Below are 18,552 nucleotides of genomic sequence, written 5' to 3' on the forward strand. Positions count from 1 at the left end.
TTATGACAGGGAGGCCGGGGAGGTGCTGGGGCTGTATATGCCGTTGCGAAATGCTGGAATGCGCTTAGTGATTCTTGAACAGCCGATGCCGGATAGGCGGGGAACAACTTGATCTCCAAATCAAGTTGTTGCTGAACCCAGCGCGGGAAATCATCAGATTTCCCGTGATGTGTTCAGCGTACCCGCCTATCCGGCATCGGCTGTTCTAGAATCACTTAGCAGCATGGGTGCATATCGCAACGGCATATACAGCCCCAGCACCTCCCCGGCCTCCCTGTCATAAAGCGTCCCCATCCGTCGACCAGTCTAAAGCTAGCCGACTAAATCCCGATTTACTGATAATTGCCGGGGTATGAAATGTACCCCTAAGCCAATTCAAAAGCCCCGGTATACAGCTGATAGTATTTGCCATGCTTTTGTATGAGTTCCTGATGGCTTCCTCTTTCTATGATTTCTCCCAGTTCCAATACCATGATTACGTCTGAATTCTGCACGGTGGAAAGTCTGTGTGCGATGACGAATACGGTGCGGCCTTTCATGAGCGCATCCATGCCGCGCTGTACGATGGCCTCGGTTCTGGTGTCTATGGAGGAAGTGGCCTCATCCAGGATCATGACCGGAGGATCTGCTACGGCTGCTCTTGCGATGGAGATCAGCTGGCGCTGACCCTGTGACAGGCCGCTGCCGTCCCCGGAAAGTACGGTGTCGTATCCTTCCGGCAGCATACGGATAAATCCGTCCGCGTTGGCGCGTTTTGCAGCCGCGATACATTCTTCATCCGTTGCATCCAGTTTGCCGTACCTTAGGTTCTCCATGACAGTTCCGGTGAACAGGTTGACATCCTGGAGTACGATACCCAGGGAACGGCGCAGGTCGGACTTACGGATTTTGTTGATATTGATACCGTCATAACGGATCTTGCCGTCAGCAATGTCATAAAACCGGTTGATCAGATTTGTGATTGTGGTCTTGCCCGCGCCGGTTGCGCCGACAAATGCCACTTTCTGGCCCGGTTCGGCATACAGTGTAATATTGTGGAGAACCATTTTATTCTCTTCGTAGCCAAAGTCCACGTCAAACATCTTCACCTCCCCTTTGAGTTCGGTGTAGGTCAGGGTACCGTCCTCGTGGGGGTGTTTCCATGCCCACAGGCCGGTGCGCCCGGGCGTCTCTGTAAGAACGCCGTTTTCGTATTTTGCATTTACCAGTGTTACATATCCATTGTCTGTTTCACTTTCCTCATCAATCAGCTGGAAGATACGCCTTGCGCCCGCCAGTGCCATGATGATCGCGCTCAGCTGTTGTGACACCTGCCCCAGCGGCTGGATAAAGCTTCTGGAAAGCTGTAAAAAGGAGGCGATCATTCCCAGCGTAATGACGCCCACGCCGGCCAGACTGACATTCGTCACACCCCATATTCCCAGGGCGCCGCCCACAATCGCTATCAGAACATACAGAATATAGCCCAGATTGTTCATGATCGGCATGAGGATATTCGCATAGGTATTGGCCTGTGATGCCTCTCCGAAAAGTTTTTCGTTCTTTTCATCAAACATTTCCTTTGCCTTTTCCTCGTGGCAGAATACCTTTACAACCTTTTGCCCGTTAATCATTTCCTCGATATAACCATTGACATCTCCAATGGATTCCTGCTGCCTCACAAAATACTTGCCGCTGTTTCCGGCCACCTTTTTAACCACCTGAAGGATAATCGCCACAAATACCAGCACAAACAAGGTCATCCATATACTGATGGAAAGCATGGCAATAAACACGGCTGCGATGGTAATGACAGAGGAAAAAAGCTGCGGGACACTCTGCGACATCATCTGGCGCAGTGTGTCTGTGTCATTCGTATAATGGCTCATCACATCCCCATGGGAATGTGTGTCAAAATATTTGATCGGCAGGGTCTGCATATGGGAAAACATTTCATCCCGGATATCCTTTAATATGCTCTGAGATATCACCGCCATGAACCGGTTATAAAACAGCGTGGCGAGCACACCGATCAGGTAGATGCCGCCCATCATAATCATCACCCTGAGCAGCCCGCTGAAATCCGGCACTGCCTGCACGAGCAGAGGGGTAATATAATCATCGATCAAGGTCTCTAAAAACAGGGCGGCCAGTACGCTTGCCCCTGCGCTCACCAATATACAGATCAGTACAAATACAAACCTGGCTTTATATTGTTTCAGATAAGAAAGCAGACGTTTTAGCGTCTGCATATCCAGCTGCTGTTTTTTCTTGCTCTTATTCATCTTCACTGCCTCCCTTCTGCTGAGATTCGAAGACTTCTTTATAGATTGCATTGCTTCGGAGCAGCTCCTCGTGGCTGCCGAATCCGTCGATTTTCCCGTCATCCAGTACGATGATTTTATCCGCATCCTGGACAGAGGAAATTCTCTGCGCAATGATGATCTTTGTAGTGTCCGGTATCTCTTCCCTGAAAGCCTTCCGGATCAGTGCGTCCGTCTTTGTATCCACTGCGCTGGTGGAATCATCCAGAATCAGTATCTTCGGCTTTTTCAAAAGCGCCCTTGCGATACAAAGCCTCTGCTTCTGGCCGCCGGATACATTGGAGCCGCCCTGTTCAATATGCGTGTCATACCCATCCGGAAATCTCCGGACAAAATCATCGGCCTGAGCAAGCTGACAGGCATGGATCAGTTCCTCATCCGACGCATGTTCATTTCCCCAGCGCAGGTTTTCCTTAATCGTACCGGAAAACAATTCATTCTTCTGCAGCACCATAGCCACCTGATTCCGCAATACTTCAATGTCATAATTCCGGACATCAACACCTCCGACTTTCAGCACACCCTCTGTCACATCATAAAGTCTCGGGATGAGCTGAACAAGCGTGGACTTGGATGACCCGGTGCCGCCGATAATACCGATGGTCTCTCCTGAGGCTATCTTCAGGTTAATGTCACTCAGGCACATCTTATTAGCCTTCCTTGAATAACTAAAGGAAACATCTTCATATTCAATGGAACCGTCCGGCACTTCCATAACCGGATTCTCCCCGTTCTGAAGGTCGCTTGTTTCTGTCAGAATTTCTGCAATTCGTTCTGCAGATGCTTTGGACATCGTGATCATAACAAATACCATAGAAAGCATCATCAGGCTCATTAATACTTGTGTTGTATAAGTAAACAGACTCATCAGGCCGCCTGTACTCAGTCCTGCATCCGGATTGCCGCCGCTTGCTATGATCAGTCTGGCCCCAAACCAGGAAAAGACCAACATACAGGCGTACATGCAGAACTGCATCAGAGGCATATTAAAAGCAAGTGTTTTCTCAGCTTTTGAAAAATCCCTGTATATCTTCTCGGAAATATTCCGGAACTTTCCATTTTCATAATCCTCGCGCACAAAGGATTTTACAACACGGATTCCCCGCACGTTTTCCTGTACCACATTGTTCAGTTTGTCGTATGTCTTAAATACCCTCCTAAAAATGGGATGCACTCTCGTCATAATCAGATACAAACCAATTCCCAAAATCGGCACACAGATGAGAAATACGACAGACAGCTCTGCGCTTACCCTGATCGCACAGAACAGGGAAAAGATCAGCATAACCGGCGCCCTCATGGCCATACGTATGGTCATCTGATAGGCGTTCTGCACATTTGTGACATCCGTTGTCAGCCTTGTTACAATACTGGATGTGGAAAATTTATCGATATTAGAAAATGAAAAATTCTGTACATTATAGTACATATCCTTCCGGAGGTTCTTTGCCAGCCCTGCAGAAGCATGTGCCGCCGTTTTACCGGCCGCCGCCCCGAAAAACAGGGAAAAAAATGCTGCAATCAGAAGAAAAACCCCCGTTTTTCCAATATAGCCCATGTCCCCTTTGTCGATCCCATAGTCAATCAAATTCGCCATCATCAGCGGAATTATGACTTCCAGCAAGACTTCCAGCGAAACCAATATGGGCGTCAGAATGGAATCTCTTTTATACTCTCTAATACTTTTTGCCAATGTTTTTACCATGTCTAAACCTCCTCGTTCCAATTTGTCAGACATCAAACAATCAGTGGATAGTATAAGCCGGCACAGGCCGGCTTAGATTTCAGTTACATTTTTTCTTATTCGTTCAATATACGAGTAGAACTGCTCCAGTTCTTTCTCTGAAAAGCCTTTTGTAATCTGACGCTCTGTGGCATCCCTGTCTGCTTCCATCCCTTTCGAGATTTCGATTGCTTCCGGCGTCAGAACCAGCTTCTTCAGCCTGGCATCTTCGGGTACGCTCTCCCTGACAATGAACCCCTTTTCCTCCATCAGGTTCAATACCTTGGAGGCTGTGGAACGGGTGATATTGAACTCAGCCTCCAGATCTTTCTGGTAGACTGGCTTCGGAGACTTCTTTCGAATATAATCAATAATCCATCCGTTCGAACCCGTAAGACGGCAAAAAGCCGACTTCTGTATCTTGCTGTCAATCAGTCTTTTGATCTGATTATCCAGTGCCCGTATCTCGATTCCCATATATCTTTTTGTTCTCATCATAACCCCTGCTCATATATTATTCTGCAGCTATGCTGCAGACCTGCCCGCAGAGCATGCATTACGGGATGCCCTTTGGGTATACATTATTCTGCAGTTTTGCCGCAGACCCGCCCGCAGGGCATGTGTTACGTTGTGCCCTTTCGGTATAGTTCTATCATCAACTGTCCTACCTGCAACTGTTTGACATAGAACATAATACCGCTTTGTAATTGAGATGTCAATAGTTGATCCAAAATTAACCAAAATTTCAAACAAAAGACTTGGTTTATCTTGTGGAAAGAACTATAATACATCAGAGCGCCTGTGTTATAATGAAAGCTGTTATCTAATAAATTTCAACATCAAAATACAGAGGAAAAAGTAGAATGATTCATAATAATAAGCAGTTTAATATGTTCCCCTCTCATGCGGGACTGAGAGAATACATACTGAATTACAACATCGTATTTCCGGAGAATGATACATTCACAACTCGGTATACGCTTATGCCCAACGCCTGCGGGACGTTGTCGCTTTCTTTCGATGGAACCGATGTCATAGCCGAACTATGGGGAGCATCCGTGGCTCCTGTATTATTAGGGACGGAGCCAAATCGTTACCGTGTCATGCTGCTTGTTCAGCTTTCCCCCTGTGGTTTGTATCAGATCACCCGCCAAAACCAGGCGGAGTTTGCCGGCAAACGGATGCCGCTTTCTGACATCGACTGTGAACTGTTCCATTCGCTGCATCAGGCGTTTGTCATGTCAAAGACTATCATAGATCTGGTAAATGCCTGTGATAATATTCTTTATAGGCGCATGGATAAACGCGTTATATCTAATGCTTTGTTGTTAGCAGCAACCGTAATTTCCAACAGCCATGGACAAGCACAGGTGAAAGAAACCGCCCGGCAGTCCGGCTATAGTGAACGTCAGCTGAACCGCTTATTTCTTGCGCAAATCGGAATGAGTATCAAAAACTATGCGCGATTAACCCGTTTCAACTATGTGCTAAAGCACATACATAAATCTCACTGTATGCTGGCAGAATTATCACAGAAAGCAGGATATTTCGACCAGGCCCACTTTGATAAAGATTTCAAAGCGATCAGTGGACTTACCCCGCAATCTTATATAAAAACTATGTCTGATTTTTACTATGACGGAATGGAGATGTATCATACAATGTCCTCAAAGGAGGAATAAATCATGAAATATCAAGGTTGTTTATTAGCAGTCAGGGACATTTCCGTCTCTAAAAACTTTTATGAAAAGGTGCTTCATCAAAACGCCATAATGGATATCGGCGTACATGTAACCTATGAAGGCTTTTCGCTGCAGCAAGGGTATGCCGAACTCGTTGGTATCGAAACCGAAAGCGTGAAAGAAAGATCTCACAACTTTCAGGTCTATTTTGAAGTGGAGGACTTAGACAAAGTGTACGCCGAGACGAGAGACATCCCCGGCCTGCAGTGGGTCCATGAGATTAAAGAATACCCGTGGGGACAGCGCAACATCCGGATCTATGATCCGGACCTGCATATCGTGGAGATTGCAGAGGATATGAATACGGTTTTCAAACGCTTTTTCAGTCAGGGAATGTCTGCAGAAGAAATTGCCGAGCGAACCATGTTCCCTCTTGAGGCCGTAAAACAGTATGCGCCTTGTGATGCGGTATAACGCATGAGGCTAGTACAGCAGTGCACTGCTGTACTAGGAAACCAGCCTGGCAAATATAAGCCGCAGGTCATCTTGCCGGTAAGATCGGATTTTAACCGCCTTACCGCAGGATGCCTGCGGCTTGTTTTCTTAATAGAATCTCTATCTGCTATCAGACTGAAAGCTTTTTGCTAATCCCTCCCGATACCAGAGGATCAAGATTTATATCAATGCTTTCTATATGCCCCAATCCCCAGTGCTGCGGGACCGGTATGACACCCAATACTGAGCATCAGCGGGCTGTGGGTGATCTCCTCCCCCGGAAATTCCTCCTGCATCTGAGCGATCCAATGTTCCAGTACTTCCGTCTCCATGGCGGTATTGGCAATCCCAAACATCAGCTGATGGCTGTCGTACAGTCCCTTCAGCCTGGTAGATACATCGTTATGTAACGCCTTGCACATGGTGCGGAATGCCGTCTTCATGCCCCTTACCTTTGCATATGCATCCAGTTTGTCACCCTGGATGGTAAGCACCGGTTTAATATTGAGCACGCTTCCGATCGCAGCTCCCGCTGCCGTTACTCTTCCGCCCTTTTTCAGGTATTCCAGGGTATCCACGGCAATATAAATCGTTGCATCCATAGCTTCGGCCTCTAAAGTCTCTTTAATCTGTGCTCCGCTCATCCCCTGCTCTGCCATGCACATCGCATCTTTCACCGACTGAATCTGTGTAATAGAAATCCGGCGGTTATTCACGACATGTACCCGCCCTTCAAATTCCTGTGCGAATATACTTGCACTCTGGCAGGAATTACTGAGGGCGCTGGACATCGGAATATAGACGATCTCCTCATGTTTTTTCAGAAGCCGGTACCACATCTCCATCACTTCTCCGGGCGCGGGCTGGGAAGATGTCACAGACGCGCCCTTCGCCTGGAGATCGTAAAATGTGTCCGCTGTAATATCCACGCCCTCCAGATATGTCTTTCCATCAATCTGGATGGGCATCGGAACAACCGTAATTCCCATCTCCCTGCCCTCTTCTGGCAGAATTCCGCAATTGCTGTCCGTCATAATTGCAATATCCGGCATAATCTTCATCCTTTCAATTCTTTTCACAACTATAAGCCAGCCCATTCTCCGAATCCGAATATCTCTTCCATTACCTAAGCAGAGTTACTGTGCACGCCCGAAGGATATGAACTGTTACAACAACTAAACAGATACACTGATATACGGTAAGCTGACACGTTGACCATTATTTTAACACGTGTTAAAATTATAGCAAATACGGAATTTGATAACAACTTACAGTATTTTATTTTTGTTAGTTATTTATACAGATTGGAGAAATTGTAAATTATTATGGAAGACAGACGAATCAGAAAAACCAAAAAGAATCTGAAAACCACCCTTATTTCCATGCTGTCAGACATGCCCTTTGAACAGGTATCCATCACAGAGCTGTGCAGCCGGGCGGACACAAGCCGGATCACCTTTTATACCCACTACAGCGATAAGTACGCCCTGGTTGACGATATTTTCCAGGATATGATCCGGGAGGGAACCGCTGTTTATGAAGAAATGCAGGCGGCCAACAACCCTTCAGCCAGTCCGGTCATCAGCTACTGCAATGTATTGGACAGCATTATGAAGCTATACTACAAGAACCATAACTTTTTCCGCCATACCATCCCGGATGAGAATCCCTATCTGGCATTTGCCTTTTACAACTATGTATTGGAGACCGTAGAAACGCACACAAACAAAGAAAGCCGGGTCCTCAGCCTCCGGTATTCCCCGAAGAAAATCGCAGGGTTCTTATGCTATGGCATTGTCGGTTTTATCAACGAAGGACATGCGGAAAATATCTCCAGGGAGAAAAATATTGCAGAAGCACGGGAACTGCTTACCCGAATTTTGGAATCCGATATTTTGACCACCGATTCAATCTAAACCGGCAGCCCACTTTTGTTTCACTCAAAACCGATAAAGTTTATCGCTTTGACGCGTTCCCCCGTGTGTTTGACAAGAGTTAATTCCTTTTTTAAAATAGGAAACAATGTGATTGCATAAGACACACGGAGGTACACAGTTATGAACAATGATTTTATAAAAATCCTGGCTTTTGAGGTACGTGATGATGAGAAATGCTTTTTTGAGGAGGCGGCAAAACGCCTGCATCTAGAAACCGTACTCCGTCCGGACATCCTGACAGTGGAAAACACTGCTGAATGCCAGGGATTTACAGGAGTGACAACACTGGGAATGAGCCGGCTCTCCCGGGAGGTACTGGACGGCCTGAAGCAGGCCGGCGTAAAATATATTTCTACCCGCACGGTGGGATACAACCATATAGACGTTGCGTATGCCCAGTCGATCGGGCTTCACGTCTCAAACGCAGAGTATGCCCCGGAGAGTGTCGCAGAATTTACCATTATGCTGATGCTCCTCGTTCTACGAAAGTATAAGCCCGCAGTATACCGGCAGAATGTCAACGACTATTCCCTGGGCGGCCTGTGCGGAAGAACACTGAAAAGCCTGACCGTCGGAGTGGTGGGAACCGGACAGATCGGTCAGGCGGTGATTCGTTCCCTCAGCGGCTTCAGCTGCCGGATTCTGGCTTATAACCGCAGCCCGCGTAGGGAACTTGAACCTTATGCTTCATTCGTTTCTCTGGAACAGCTTTATTCCGAAAGCGATGTCATTACCTTTCATCTTCCGCTGAAAGAAACGACAAGATATATGGTCAATCCCCATACACTTTCTCTAATGAAGGACGGTGTTGTGCTGATCAACACAGCCCGCGGGGAACTGATGGATCAAAAGGCGCTCATTCAGGGGATTGAATCCGAGAAAATCGGTGCGCTGGCCCTGGATGTCTTCGAAGACGAACGTTCCATCTATCACGAAAGCCGGATCAATGACATCATTGCAAACCGGGATATGGCGTATCTGCGCCAGTTTCCTAATGTGGCCATGACCCAGCATATGGCATTTTATACTGAATCGGCTGTGGAGGAAATGGTGGAGTGCGGCTTGCGCGGAATCGTGGAAATGCATAGAAATGGCTGCTGGGCGAAGGAACTGACAGCGTTCACATTATAAGATACATCTCTCAGACTGCTGTAAACAAGACCTTTTAAAACGCAGAATAGCCGCCCGTCCTCTGCCAGAACGAGCGGCTTGATTTGGTGAACCCTGCCTGCCGTCTAGACTGGCGCCGCCTACGATATCGCCCTATCCACCGAATCGTACTACACAGTCTTTCTTATAAAAAGAAATTCCATAACAGTCTATTTTCCGGTACCCTTCTGCCCGCAGTTCGTCCATATATCCTCGTTCAAATATCTGATTCACCGCCTTATCTGCATCCGCCTCCAAGGCGTCAATGCAATCGGAAACCTTAACTTCTATGACAAATGCCCTGCCGCGCAGGGACGGGCTTTTAACCATCAGGTCAGAACGGCCGTTTCCGGATTCCCGGTTAGATTTTACCAGATAGGACTCACTTTGGCTCAATATCCCGGCCAGAAAGCCATGATAAAAGTTTTCGGCACTGTCATAAAAACTAATTGTAGAAATAAGCTGCTCGCCAAGAATTTCCTCCATCCTGACAGCATTCCTTTCTTCCATGGCCTGATACAGATCCCTGAAATCCCGCTTCTTTATATTCTCACGAAACCAGTACAGAATTGTATTTTTGTAGATGCTCTTTACCTCTGCGTTTGGGATACGCACTTTCAGGAAAATAGAGGACTCCTTGAAATACTCGCCTGCCTTTGTCAGATAGCCGGTAAAATACAGAAAATTCCACAGATTTTCCCCAATCTCTTTCATATCCTCATAAGTAACTTCTTCATGTACTTGAATATCCATCGTTTTTCCTGCCAGCAGTGTTTCGATCTGCCCTTTCATCTCCCTGTCCGCCCGTGCAATCATATTTTTAATAATATCATTAGAGCTGGTATTGATCCAATAAGGGCGCGGAAAAGCATCTGGATCTGCGCCTAAATCATATAGAAATTTAATCACACTCCACGGATTATAGACCTCAATATCGCCAAACAGATATCCATCATACCATTCCTGCATATCCTTAAACCGTTCATCCCTTCCGTAATAAGACATCGCAAGCCGCACTTCCTGCTCTGTAAAACCGAAATGCTCACTGTATCTCTTGTCCAATACAGAAATGATATTCAGATGGTTCAGTCCTGTAAAGATGCTCTCTTTTGAAATCCGAAGGCATCCGGTAATTACCGCAAACTGCAGGCAGTCATTTGTCTTCAGCGCAGATTCAAAAAGAGAGCGGATAAAACTGACCATCTTCTCATAAAATCCTGCAAAATACGCATTTTCTAAGGGCACGTCATATTCGTCCAACAGGATAACGGTCTTTTCTCCCGTCGCCTTATAGAGACATTTACTTAGAAACTTCAGCGAACCGGAATATACATCATATGACGCATTACCGTCTGCTATACCTTGAAACAACTGTTTCTCCGCTTCCGTAAGTGCGCAGGAATCTAAGAGGTACCTGTGCCGTTTGAACTCCTCCCCGATTTCTTCCTTTAACTTATAATAAGCGGATTCAAATGTGTTCTGCTTCGCTGACTTCAGCGTCAGATTAATCACTGGATACTTTCCCATCTGCTCTGTATAGGAAGCTCCTGCCTCCATGATCTTCAATCCCTGGAAGAGAGCCGCATTATGGGCATTTTCTTCAGGATTGCCTGTGTCTTCAAAAAAGTACCGGAGCATGCTCAGATTCAAAGTTTTTCCGAACCGCCTGGGACGTGTAAATAGATTCACTTCCCCTCGTAAATCAGATAACTCCTTTATAAGCAAAGTCTTATCCACATAATAATAATCTTCTGTTATTAATTTTTCAAAATTATCAACACCAATCGGTAATGCTTTTATCATTCCTAGCACCTCCTGCATTTTGCGTTGCTATCTCCGGCTGCATTCTTACGTTTGTAAGCCTGCAATATCCGGATCAGAACCTCTTCTATATTATAGCAGACATCCTCTCCAAGGCATACCCCCCCCTATGATTCCGAACATGTATTTTACAACCACAATTTTCAGGATTGGGTCTCCTGTGGGAGTAAATGGCCGTAGTTCCCCAATAAGAGAAGCCCCTCGCTTTAGCTATGGGGAGAGTCACCCCATTTCGTGTTATCCGTAATCCTGCTATTCTCTGTTTCTGCTTATAAGTTTTACATCAAACCTGGACATTATCTCGCCCTCCTGTACCCGCTCACCCGTCAGCAAATCGGTCCCGCCTGCGAAGCAGGACGGCAGTTTTAAATCCTTGTCTTTGAAATTCATCACGAAATAATACTTATGTTCTTCTGTTTTCCTGCAGGTAATCTCAAGTTCTGTGCTCTCATTTATCACAGGCTTCACCCCGGCATCAGCGACTGCTTTATCCAATACTGCTGCAAGGCCTTCTTCCATACTGGTTCCCACATAATAGACCGTACCATCCCCGAACCTGTTTCTCGCCACAGCCGGCATTCCTGCATAAAAATCTTCCCCATACACCGCAGCGCTTTCAGCATGTTCCAGATGCATAATATCGCATACCAGGCCGCATCTGAATTTTGTTCCATCCCGGAATACAACCTCGTTTGTCTGTTCGGGTGCAAGTGCATCGATCTCTTCGACCCACACCCCAGCCAGCTCTCTCAGCGGCCCCGGGTACCCTCCCAGATGTACATTGTCCGACTGATCCACGATCCCGCTCATAAAGGATGTAACCAGTACTCCGCCGCCCCTTACAAATTCCTCGAGCGCCTCCTTCATACCTTCCTTCACCATATAGAGTACAGGAGCAGCCACCACCTTATATCTGCTGAAATCTGCATCCGCCGGAATCATATTGACTGCGATATTCCGGTCATAGAAGTACTTGTAATACTCGTGGATCTGTTCAACATAAGCCAGATCTTTGGATGGCCCGCTTGTATATTCCAGCGCCCAGTAGTTATCCCAGTCAAAGATGATTCCAACCTGTGCTTCATTAACTGAACCTAAGATCGTATTCCCCAGGCTTTCAAGTTCCTCTCCCAGCTGCCTGACTTCCCGGAACACTCTGGTATCCGTTGTCCCCACATGCGCAATCACTGCCCCATGAAACTTTTCGCAGCCTCCGACGCTTCTGCGGAGCTGGAAAAACTGGATTGTGTCCGCTCCATGTGCAAGTGTCTGGTAACTCTGGGCACGCATCTGCCCCGGTCTTTTCAGCGAATTGTAAGGCTGCCAGTTCTGCTGGCTCGGCGTCTGTTCCATCAGCATAAACGGAGCGTCCTTTAACCCCCGCATCAGATCATGGCACATAGCAGTCTGGCTCCAAGGCGTATTATAGCTTGGGTAATTGTCCCAGGAGATAATATCCATTTCCTTTGCCCATTTAAAATAATCCAGCCCTTTGTATGTTCCCATCAGATTTGTCGTAATCGGCGCCTTGGTGTCAAACCTGCGTATCTCATCTCGTTCCATGATATAATTGCCCAGAATGCTGTCGGAATTGAACCTGCGGTAGTCTATGGAAATCCCCGCAAAGGCCGTATCATTATCTCCGATTCCTTCACTCAATGCATTTGGAAGAACGATTTCATCCCAATCATAGATTGTGTGGCCCCAGAATTCCAGGTTCCACGCCCGGTTCAAAGCATCTATTGTCTTATACTTTTTCTGAAGCCAGACACGAAACGCCTTCTCACAGTTTTCGCAGTAGCATTCCCCGCCGTACTCATTGTTAATATGCCAGCACGCAATATGTTCATTCTCCCCATAACGCTCCGCTAACTTTCCCGCAAGTGCTTTTGCATACTTTTGATATACAAGGGAGTTAGGACATGCATTGTGGCGCTGTCCGAACTTATGGCGCCGCCCCTCATAGTCGGTCCTTGCCACCTCGGGATAACGCTTCAACATCCATGCCGGAAGCGCAGCCGTAGAAGTGGCAAGTACGATGTCGTACCCTTCCCGGCTCAGCATATCAATGATCTCATCCAGTTCGGAGAAATCATATACATCTTCACCCGGCTGCAGCTTTGCCCAGGAAAAAACATTAATAGTAGCGCTGTTGATCCGCGCATCTTTAAAAACCTTCATATCCTCATGCCATACTTCTCTTGCCCATTGGTTCGGATTATAATCTCCACCGTATAAAATCCTGCGAAACTTGCTTTCCATGATTATGTCTCCTCTCTTACTTTCAAACAGTCCGTTACTCTACACTTGCCATTCTGTAAACAATAACACGTGTAACAGTTCAGCCAGGCCTGAACTATTACAACAAAGTTGCATTGTTTCACTATCGTGATTATATTACAGATAGACAAAGCTTTGTGTGATATGTTAAGCTAAATAATATAACATTTTGAAACAGGAGATTACGATGTCGATCTTTTACAGAAACATTCCGGTCAGCGAGCCTTTCACCTTTGATTCCGTAGGAAACCACTGGAACCAGGAGAGTCTTACCCGTCCAAAAGGATACCCGCTCTACCACTACCTGCAGACGGAAACAGGCTGCGGCAGAATTATCATACAAGAGAAAAAATATCAGCTGAGGGAAGGAGAAGGCGTTCTCATCGCTCCGCTGATCCGCCACTCGTATTCAAGGGAGACCGGGGAATGGAGTACCTTGTTTGCCACATTTACCGGTACGGTAGAGAGCAGCATCCCCAAAATCCTCGGCGGCAGACAAGTGATATTTACAGAAAAAGAACAGGCCGCGCAGATCGCCGGCCTGATTGATGACGCTGTGAAAATGTATGAAAACCCGCCCGTCGATGCCAGAGCCCTCTCAACGGCCTGCTATTGTCTACTGATGAATTTTGTGGATGGGATCTATACACGTGAACTGGCGGAAGATCCCTTATATCAAAAGTATGTGGCCCCTGTGATAAAAGAGATTGAAACCAATTATGCTTCTCCGATTACAGTACAGGAGCTGAGCCGGCTGGTCTACATTACGCCCCAATACCTGTCGCGGTTGTTCGGCCGTTTTCTCGGGTGCTCGGCTTATGAATATCTGACAACCTACCGTATCAATAAGGCAAAGGAACTCCTGCTTACCAGTCCAAGAATGGAAGTGCAGGAGGCCGCTCTGCGGACAGGCTACCTGGATGCCAGCCATTTTATTGCCATGTTTAAAAAACAGACAGGGGTGACACCACTTGAATTCAGGAGGATGAATTAAAAACATTATTAATAAAAGGGCCAGTTCTCTAACTGCTCTTTTGTCTTCTCCAAACTAATATCTGTTGAAGCAATCTGTAGTTTATCTCCTACATCCTCTTCTCCGCCACCTTAAACAATGCATTGATCCCCACTGCCAGCCCAGCGGAAAGGATACTTCCTATGACGATCTTATAGACATTCAACGTCCGCAGCCCGTCAAACAGTATGGTGCCCAGGCCGCCCGCATTGATCATTGCCGCAATCGTAGCAATACCAATCGTGGAAACCACTGCCAGCTGAATCCCGGTAAAAAGCGCCCTTTTCGCCAGCGGAATCCTGATTTGACACAACACCTGCATACGACGCATTCCCAGTCCCTCAGCGGCCTCAACCACTGCGGGTTCGACACCGTAAAGCCCGGAAATAAAGTTCCGCAAAAGCAGATATTGATTATAAACAACAAGAACGATCACTGCCGTCGTCTTGCCCAGTCCTGTGACCGGGATCAAAAATGCAAACATGGCAAGGCTCGGAACAGAATACAGTACGGAAAAAATATGAACCAGTATCTCGCCGGTTTTTTTCGAGTATATGGCAAGTACCGTCAGAGCAGAGGCAATGAGCAGGGAAAACAGCAGCGTAACCGCAGTAATCTGGAGGTGTTCCAGTAAAGCCTCCAGCAGATCATCATAATGTCTGGCCAGATACACCGTCAATTTACTCATATGTATCCCTCCCACATTTTCTCCTGCTCCTTTGCGGACCGGATCAGTGCTGCTGTGAAGTCGTCAGCAGGGTTCGCGATGATGTTCCCAGGCTGATCGAACTGGCTAATTTTACCTTCGTTCATTATCATGACTCTTGTTCCCAGCTTAAACGCTTCATGGATATCGTGAGTCACCAACAGAAAGGTCTTGCCCAGTCCCCGGTGCAGGCCAAGCAGTTCTTCCTGCAGGCCAGTGCGCGTAATGGCATCAACGGCGCCGAAGGGCTCGTCCAGCAGCATGACCTCCGGCTCCACTGCCAGCGCCCTCGCCAGCCCGACTCTCTGCTGCTGCCCGCCGGACAACTGGGAGGGGTAGCGTCCCTGGAACTCATCCGGATCCAGCTTAACAAGCTCCAGAAGTTCCCTGACACGTTTCTGTATCCGCTCCTTGTCCCACTTTAAAAGCCTGGGGACCGTTGCAACGTTATCCGCTATGGTCATATGAGGAAACAGGCCCGTCTGCTGTATGACATACCCGATTCCCCGCCTCAGCTGAACAACATCTATTTCGGCAGTATTTTCACCAAACAGATAGATATTCCCTTCATCCGGCTCATACAGCCGGTTAATCATTTTCAGCAATGTTGTCTTTCCGCACCCGGAAGATCCCAGAATGGTTACAAATTCCCCTTCCTCCACGGAAAAGGACAGCTGATCCACCGCATAATAGCTGGTTCCCGGAAACTGTTTACTTACATTACTGAAGGTGATTGCTGCTGACATAACTGCTGCCCCTTTCTGGCTGACTTATTTTATGGATTCATAGTACTCCAGTGCCACATCCTCGATCTCTTCTTTGTCCATATCTACCCTGGCATTCAATGCTGTCAGAGATTCCGTATCCATTGCCGCACTGACCTTGTTCAGGACGTCCGCGATATCCGGATGTGCCTCCAGTACGGAATCATGGATCACCGGCCCCAGATTATAAGGAGGCCATACATTTTTGTCATCCTCCAGAAGAGTAAACTTTTCTTTATCTGCCAGCTGTCCCTCTGTCGTGTACACAGGTGTTACGTCCGCTTCATCATTTGACAGTACTTCATACTTTAGACCGTTGTCATATATTTTGGAAGATTTCCAGTCCATCTTGCCATAGGCTTTTTCCAGCGCCGGAATTCCGTCCTCCCGTTCATCGAATTCCCCCTGTGATGCAAAACGCAGCTCACTGGCATGCTTCTGCAGATCGGATATTGTCTTAATTCCCAGTTTTTCTGCAACCGGAGTGCGGATTGCAAGACCCTGTCCGTCATTGGCCTGAGAGTAGTCAAGCCAGGTAAGCTGAAACTGCTTCTCATACTCCGCCTTTACAGTGTCATACACCTCCTGGGGATCTGTGATCACATCCATACCAAGTATTGAGAGAAGCGCAGTTCCGGTATATTCCGGATACATATCGATCTCATCATTGATCAGAGATGTATGGATAATAGAACCCGCAATGTCAAATATACGCTCCACCTCATACCCCGCATCTTCCAGTGCCAGGGAATATACCTCTGATACAATCATTCCTTCGGTGAAATCTTTCGATCCCACCCGGATTACCGCATCTTCTTTTTTCCCCTCGCCTCCTGCGTCTTTGTTCTCTTTGCTGCCGCAGGCTGCCAGCGATGTCATCATCGCCAGGCACACTGCCGCGATTACTGCCTTTTTCACCTTCAATTTCATAATACGTTTCTCCCTTGTCTTTAAGATTTGAGTTTCTTTTGTCTGCCAGGCGACCGCCATGGTATAAATATTTTCTCCAGCCCGCTGAAAATCATTCCTGCCGTCAGTGAAAGAAGCGCCACCGAAACGCCGCCGATCAGCAGCAGGTCTGTCCTGTTCAGCCCCAGTCCGGTAAAGATGATCCCGCCCAGCCCGCCGGCTCCGATTTTCGCTGCGATGGATGCACTGGCAACGATCTCAATGATTGCTGTCCTTGCACCCGTCAGCATATAGGGTACGGCAAGCGGTACCTGCACCTTCCAGAATATCTGCCGTTCCTTCATCCCCTGACCGGCTGCTGTCTCCAGCATAAATTCCGGCACCTCCTCAAAACCGTCCGCCGTATTCATGAGAATCGGGGGCACAGCCATCAGCACAAGCGCTGTCATAGCCGGTTTTACCCCTGTTCCCATGATTGGAATCAGGAGAATCAGTATAGCAAGGCTGGGGATAATACGCAGTATCTGAAATATCCCAACCAGCCACTTTTTACATTTTACATATCTGATACATAAATAACCGCATGGAATTCCTATGAGTGCGGCGGCCAGAAGCGCCAGGATGCTGATACTGATGTGCTGCCACAGACAGATCAGATATTCATCCAGACGGCTGGTAAAATATGCTTGTATGTTCATCCATAATTCGGACATCTTGTTGTTCTTCCTGCCTTTCTTTTCTCATGCCTGCTGCCTGTACATCCTGCTGCCTATAAAGTCTTCTGCTGCACATGAAGGCTTCTGCTTCCTATGAAGGTTTCTTCTGCCTATAAAGTCTTCTGCTGCACATGTAGCTTTCCGCTATCCATGAAGCTTCTTCACCGCATCCGCCGGGCACGTCTCCATGCACGCCCCGCAGTGCAGGCAGTGCACCGGATCGATCCGATACGGGCTTCCTTCTGTGATGCAGTTCTGGGGACAGACATATGTACATGATCCGCAGCCAATGCACGTCTCCTTAATGAAAAATCCGGCTTTTTCCACTTCTCTCCCATAGGCAAAAGCTTCCCTGCTGACCGGGTGGTGCAGAAGGTCAAACCATTCACCGCATCCCTCATAGATCAGAAAAGCATCCAATATGTTTCTCGTATTCCCCGGATATACCTCGTTCATTCCCGGATTATCCTCAAATACCTTATTAAGCCATGCCTTATCCGCCAGCTTTACCTTGCCCGTGAACTTCAGAGACTGGCAGTCCGGACACATCGCGCTCAGCGCAATCTCTCCGCTTTGGATCAGCTGTTCGTAAAAAGGTTTCCCTTTGGATGTAACAATATACATTCCCTCATCTGCCGCAATCATAATATTGATAATCCGGCTGTGTGGATGTCCTTCTTTATCAACGGTTGCAGCTGACGCAACCTTTACTTCACGGAACATATCGACGTACTTACGTGCTTTTTCATTCATGCTTTTCCCATCCTTTTCCAAATATGACAACGCTCGTTTCTTTATACAGCCATAATAAGCGGTTGGGGTTACAATGTAAAGTACGCACCTCAAAGTTCCTTAGTATCAAATCGATACTAAGTTACATTTTTGTCAGTACTTGCTTTCCCTCATCTTAACAGTATATAATAAATACTAAGAAGGCCATATCTGTTCGTGATAGAGAACAATATAGCGGATATTCCATACTGTACACCCATTCACCAATCGGAGAAAGTAAATTTTGCATATATTTTTTTGTATTGATGCACGCCTTGGCGTAC

At 47.1% G+C, this 18,552-nt stretch carries 16 protein-coding genes; 5 read left to right on the plus strand and 11 right to left on the minus strand.

Annotated features, from left to right (window positions below):
• Positions 1-365: 365 nt before the first annotated feature.
• The 3 genes from BN1938_RS16350 to BN1938_RS16360 all read right to left on the minus strand — a co-directional run bounded on the left by BN1938_RS16350 (position 366) and on the right by BN1938_RS16360 (position 4,524).
• Positions 366-2,264, minus strand: coding sequence for an ABC transporter ATP-binding protein (locus BN1938_RS16350; RefSeq protein ID WP_050641602.1), 1,899 nt, complete (start codon positions 2,262-2,264; stop codon positions 366-368).
• Entirely contained in the window at positions 2,257-4,008 is a 1,752-nt protein-coding gene (locus BN1938_RS16355; RefSeq protein ID WP_050641603.1) for an ABC transporter ATP-binding protein, read from the minus strand. The genes BN1938_RS16350 and BN1938_RS16355 overlap by 8 nt, the downstream gene beginning before the upstream one ends.
• A 72-nt stretch (positions 4,009-4,080) precedes the next feature.
• Positions 4,081-4,524: a MarR family winged helix-turn-helix transcriptional regulator gene (locus tag BN1938_RS16360; RefSeq protein WP_082203038.1), complete on the minus strand. Its 444-nt coding sequence runs from the start codon at positions 4,522-4,524 to the stop codon at positions 4,081-4,083.
• Positions 4,525-4,889: 365 nt separating this feature from the next.
• Between BN1938_RS16360 and BN1938_RS16365 the strand changes: the two genes are divergently transcribed.
• Together BN1938_RS16365 and BN1938_RS16370 are read left to right on the plus strand one after the other, a co-directional pair.
• Positions 4,890-5,708 carry a helix-turn-helix domain-containing protein gene (locus BN1938_RS16365; RefSeq protein ID WP_050641605.1) on the plus strand — a complete coding sequence of 273 codons (819 nt, stop codon included), beginning with the start codon at positions 4,890-4,892 and terminating at the stop codon, positions 5,706-5,708.
• A gap of 3 nt (positions 5,709-5,711) precedes the next feature.
• Positions 5,712-6,182 (plus strand): VOC family protein, encoded by a 471-nt coding sequence (locus BN1938_RS16370; RefSeq protein WP_050641606.1) that lies wholly within the window; start codon positions 5,712-5,714, stop codon positions 6,180-6,182.
• 206 nt (positions 6,183-6,388) lie between these two features.
• Here the strand turns inward: BN1938_RS16370 and BN1938_RS16375 are convergent, their stop codons facing one another.
• Positions 6,389-7,282 carry a DegV family protein gene (locus BN1938_RS16375; protein ID WP_330581584.1) on the minus strand — a complete coding sequence of 298 codons (894 nt, stop codon included), beginning with the start codon at positions 7,280-7,282 and terminating at the stop codon, positions 6,389-6,391.
• 246 nt (positions 7,283-7,528) lie between these two features.
• On the opposite strand from BN1938_RS16375, the gene BN1938_RS16380 reads away from it, so the two are divergent.
• A complete protein-coding gene (locus BN1938_RS16380; protein WP_050641607.1) occupies positions 7,529-8,119 on the plus strand; it encodes a TetR family transcriptional regulator in 591 nt (196 codons plus the stop codon).
• Positions 8,120-8,260: 141 nt separating this feature from the next.
• On the plus strand, positions 8,261-9,271 hold the full coding sequence (locus BN1938_RS16385; protein WP_242843876.1) for a D-isomer specific 2-hydroxyacid dehydrogenase family protein: 1,011 nt from the start codon (positions 8,261-8,263) through the stop codon (positions 9,269-9,271).
• A gap of 132 nt (positions 9,272-9,403) precedes the next feature.
• Here the strand turns inward: BN1938_RS16385 and BN1938_RS16390 are convergent, their stop codons facing one another.
• A complete protein-coding gene (locus BN1938_RS16390; RefSeq protein WP_050641608.1) occupies positions 9,404-11,092 on the minus strand; it encodes an AAA family ATPase in 1,689 nt (562 codons plus the stop codon).
• Positions 11,093-11,362: 270 nt separating this feature from the next.
• The gene (locus BN1938_RS16395) at positions 11,363-13,372 is read right to left on the minus strand and encodes a beta-galactosidase (RefSeq protein ID WP_050641609.1); all 2,010 of its coding nucleotides are present in this window, start codon (positions 13,370-13,372) and stop codon (positions 11,363-11,365) included.
• A 205-nt stretch (positions 13,373-13,577) separates the two neighbouring features.
• Here BN1938_RS16395 and BN1938_RS16400 point away from each other — a divergent pair, with 205 nt between their 5' ends.
• Positions 13,578-14,384, plus strand: a complete 807-nt coding sequence (locus tag BN1938_RS16400) for an AraC family transcriptional regulator (RefSeq protein WP_050641610.1) — start codon at positions 13,578-13,580, stop codon at positions 14,382-14,384.
• 88 nt (positions 14,385-14,472) lie between these two features.
• Here the strand turns inward: BN1938_RS16400 and BN1938_RS16405 are convergent, their stop codons facing one another.
• From BN1938_RS16405 to BN1938_RS16425, 5 genes are all read right to left on the minus strand, one after another.
• A complete protein-coding gene (locus BN1938_RS16405) occupies positions 14,473-15,090 on the minus strand; it encodes an ABC transporter permease (protein WP_050641611.1) in 618 nt (205 codons plus the stop codon).
• Positions 15,087-15,854 (minus strand): ABC transporter ATP-binding protein, encoded by a 768-nt coding sequence (locus BN1938_RS16410; RefSeq protein ID WP_050641612.1) that lies wholly within the window; start codon positions 15,852-15,854, stop codon positions 15,087-15,089. The genes BN1938_RS16405 and BN1938_RS16410 overlap by 4 nt, the downstream gene beginning before the upstream one ends.
• A gap of 24 nt (positions 15,855-15,878) precedes the next feature.
• Positions 15,879-16,802, minus strand: a complete 924-nt coding sequence (locus BN1938_RS16415) for a glycine betaine ABC transporter substrate-binding protein (protein ID WP_050641613.1) — start codon at positions 16,800-16,802, stop codon at positions 15,879-15,881.
• A gap of 20 nt (positions 16,803-16,822) precedes the next feature.
• Positions 16,823-17,494 (minus strand): ABC transporter permease, encoded by a 672-nt coding sequence (locus BN1938_RS16420; protein WP_050641614.1) that lies wholly within the window; start codon positions 17,492-17,494, stop codon positions 16,823-16,825.
• A 147-nt stretch (positions 17,495-17,641) separates the two neighbouring features.
• Entirely contained in the window at positions 17,642-18,250 is a 609-nt protein-coding gene (locus BN1938_RS16425) for a 4Fe-4S binding protein (RefSeq protein ID WP_050641615.1), read from the minus strand.
• Positions 18,251-18,552: the final 302 nt, after the last annotated feature.

Source organism: Eubacterium sp. SB2 (assembly GCF_001244405.1).
In the GTDB taxonomy this organism is placed as follows: Bacteria; Bacillota; Clostridia; order Lachnospirales; family Lachnospiraceae; genus Faecalicatena; species Faecalicatena contortus_B.

Excerpts from the sequence above, each read along its gene's own strand:
- BN1938_RS16350 (WP_050641602.1), bottom strand. The coding sequence starts at position 2,264 with ATGAATAAGAGCAAGAAAAAACAGCAGCTGGATATGCAGACGCTAAAA.
- BN1938_RS16355 (WP_050641603.1), bottom strand. The coding sequence starts at position 4,008 with ATGGTAAAAACATTGGCAAAAAGTATTAGAGAGTATAAAAGAGATTCC.
- BN1938_RS16360 (WP_082203038.1), bottom strand. The coding sequence starts at position 4,524 with ATGATGAGAACAAAAAGATATATGGGAATCGAGATACGGGCACTGGAT.
- BN1938_RS16365 (WP_050641605.1), top strand. The coding sequence starts at position 4,890 with ATGATTCATAATAATAAGCAGTTTAATATGTTCCCCTCTCATGCGGGA.
- BN1938_RS16370 (WP_050641606.1), top strand. The coding sequence starts at position 5,712 with ATGAAATATCAAGGTTGTTTATTAGCAGTCAGGGACATTTCCGTCTCT.
- BN1938_RS16380 (WP_050641607.1), top strand. The coding sequence starts at position 7,529 with ATGGAAGACAGACGAATCAGAAAAACCAAAAAGAATCTGAAAACCACC.
- BN1938_RS16385 (WP_242843876.1), top strand. The coding sequence starts at position 8,261 with ATGAACAATGATTTTATAAAAATCCTGGCTTTTGAGGTACGTGATGAT.
- BN1938_RS16390 (WP_050641608.1), bottom strand. The coding sequence starts at position 11,092 with ATGATAAAAGCATTACCGATTGGTGTTGATAATTTTGAAAAATTAATA.
- BN1938_RS16395 (WP_050641609.1), bottom strand. The coding sequence starts at position 13,372 with ATGGAAAGCAAGTTTCGCAGGATTTTATACGGTGGAGATTATAATCCG.
- BN1938_RS16400 (WP_050641610.1), top strand. The coding sequence starts at position 13,578 with ATGTCGATCTTTTACAGAAACATTCCGGTCAGCGAGCCTTTCACCTTT.
- BN1938_RS16405 (WP_050641611.1), bottom strand. The coding sequence starts at position 15,090 with ATGAGTAAATTGACGGTGTATCTGGCCAGACATTATGATGATCTGCTG.
- BN1938_RS16410 (WP_050641612.1), bottom strand. The coding sequence starts at position 15,854 with ATGTCAGCAGCAATCACCTTCAGTAATGTAAGTAAACAGTTTCCGGGA.
- BN1938_RS16415 (WP_050641613.1), bottom strand. The coding sequence starts at position 16,802 with ATGAAATTGAAGGTGAAAAAGGCAGTAATCGCGGCAGTGTGCCTGGCG.
- BN1938_RS16420 (WP_050641614.1), bottom strand. The coding sequence starts at position 17,494 with ATGTCCGAATTATGGATGAACATACAAGCATATTTTACCAGCCGTCTG.
- BN1938_RS16425 (WP_050641615.1), bottom strand. The coding sequence starts at position 18,250 with ATGAATGAAAAAGCACGTAAGTACGTCGATATGTTCCGTGAAGTAAAG.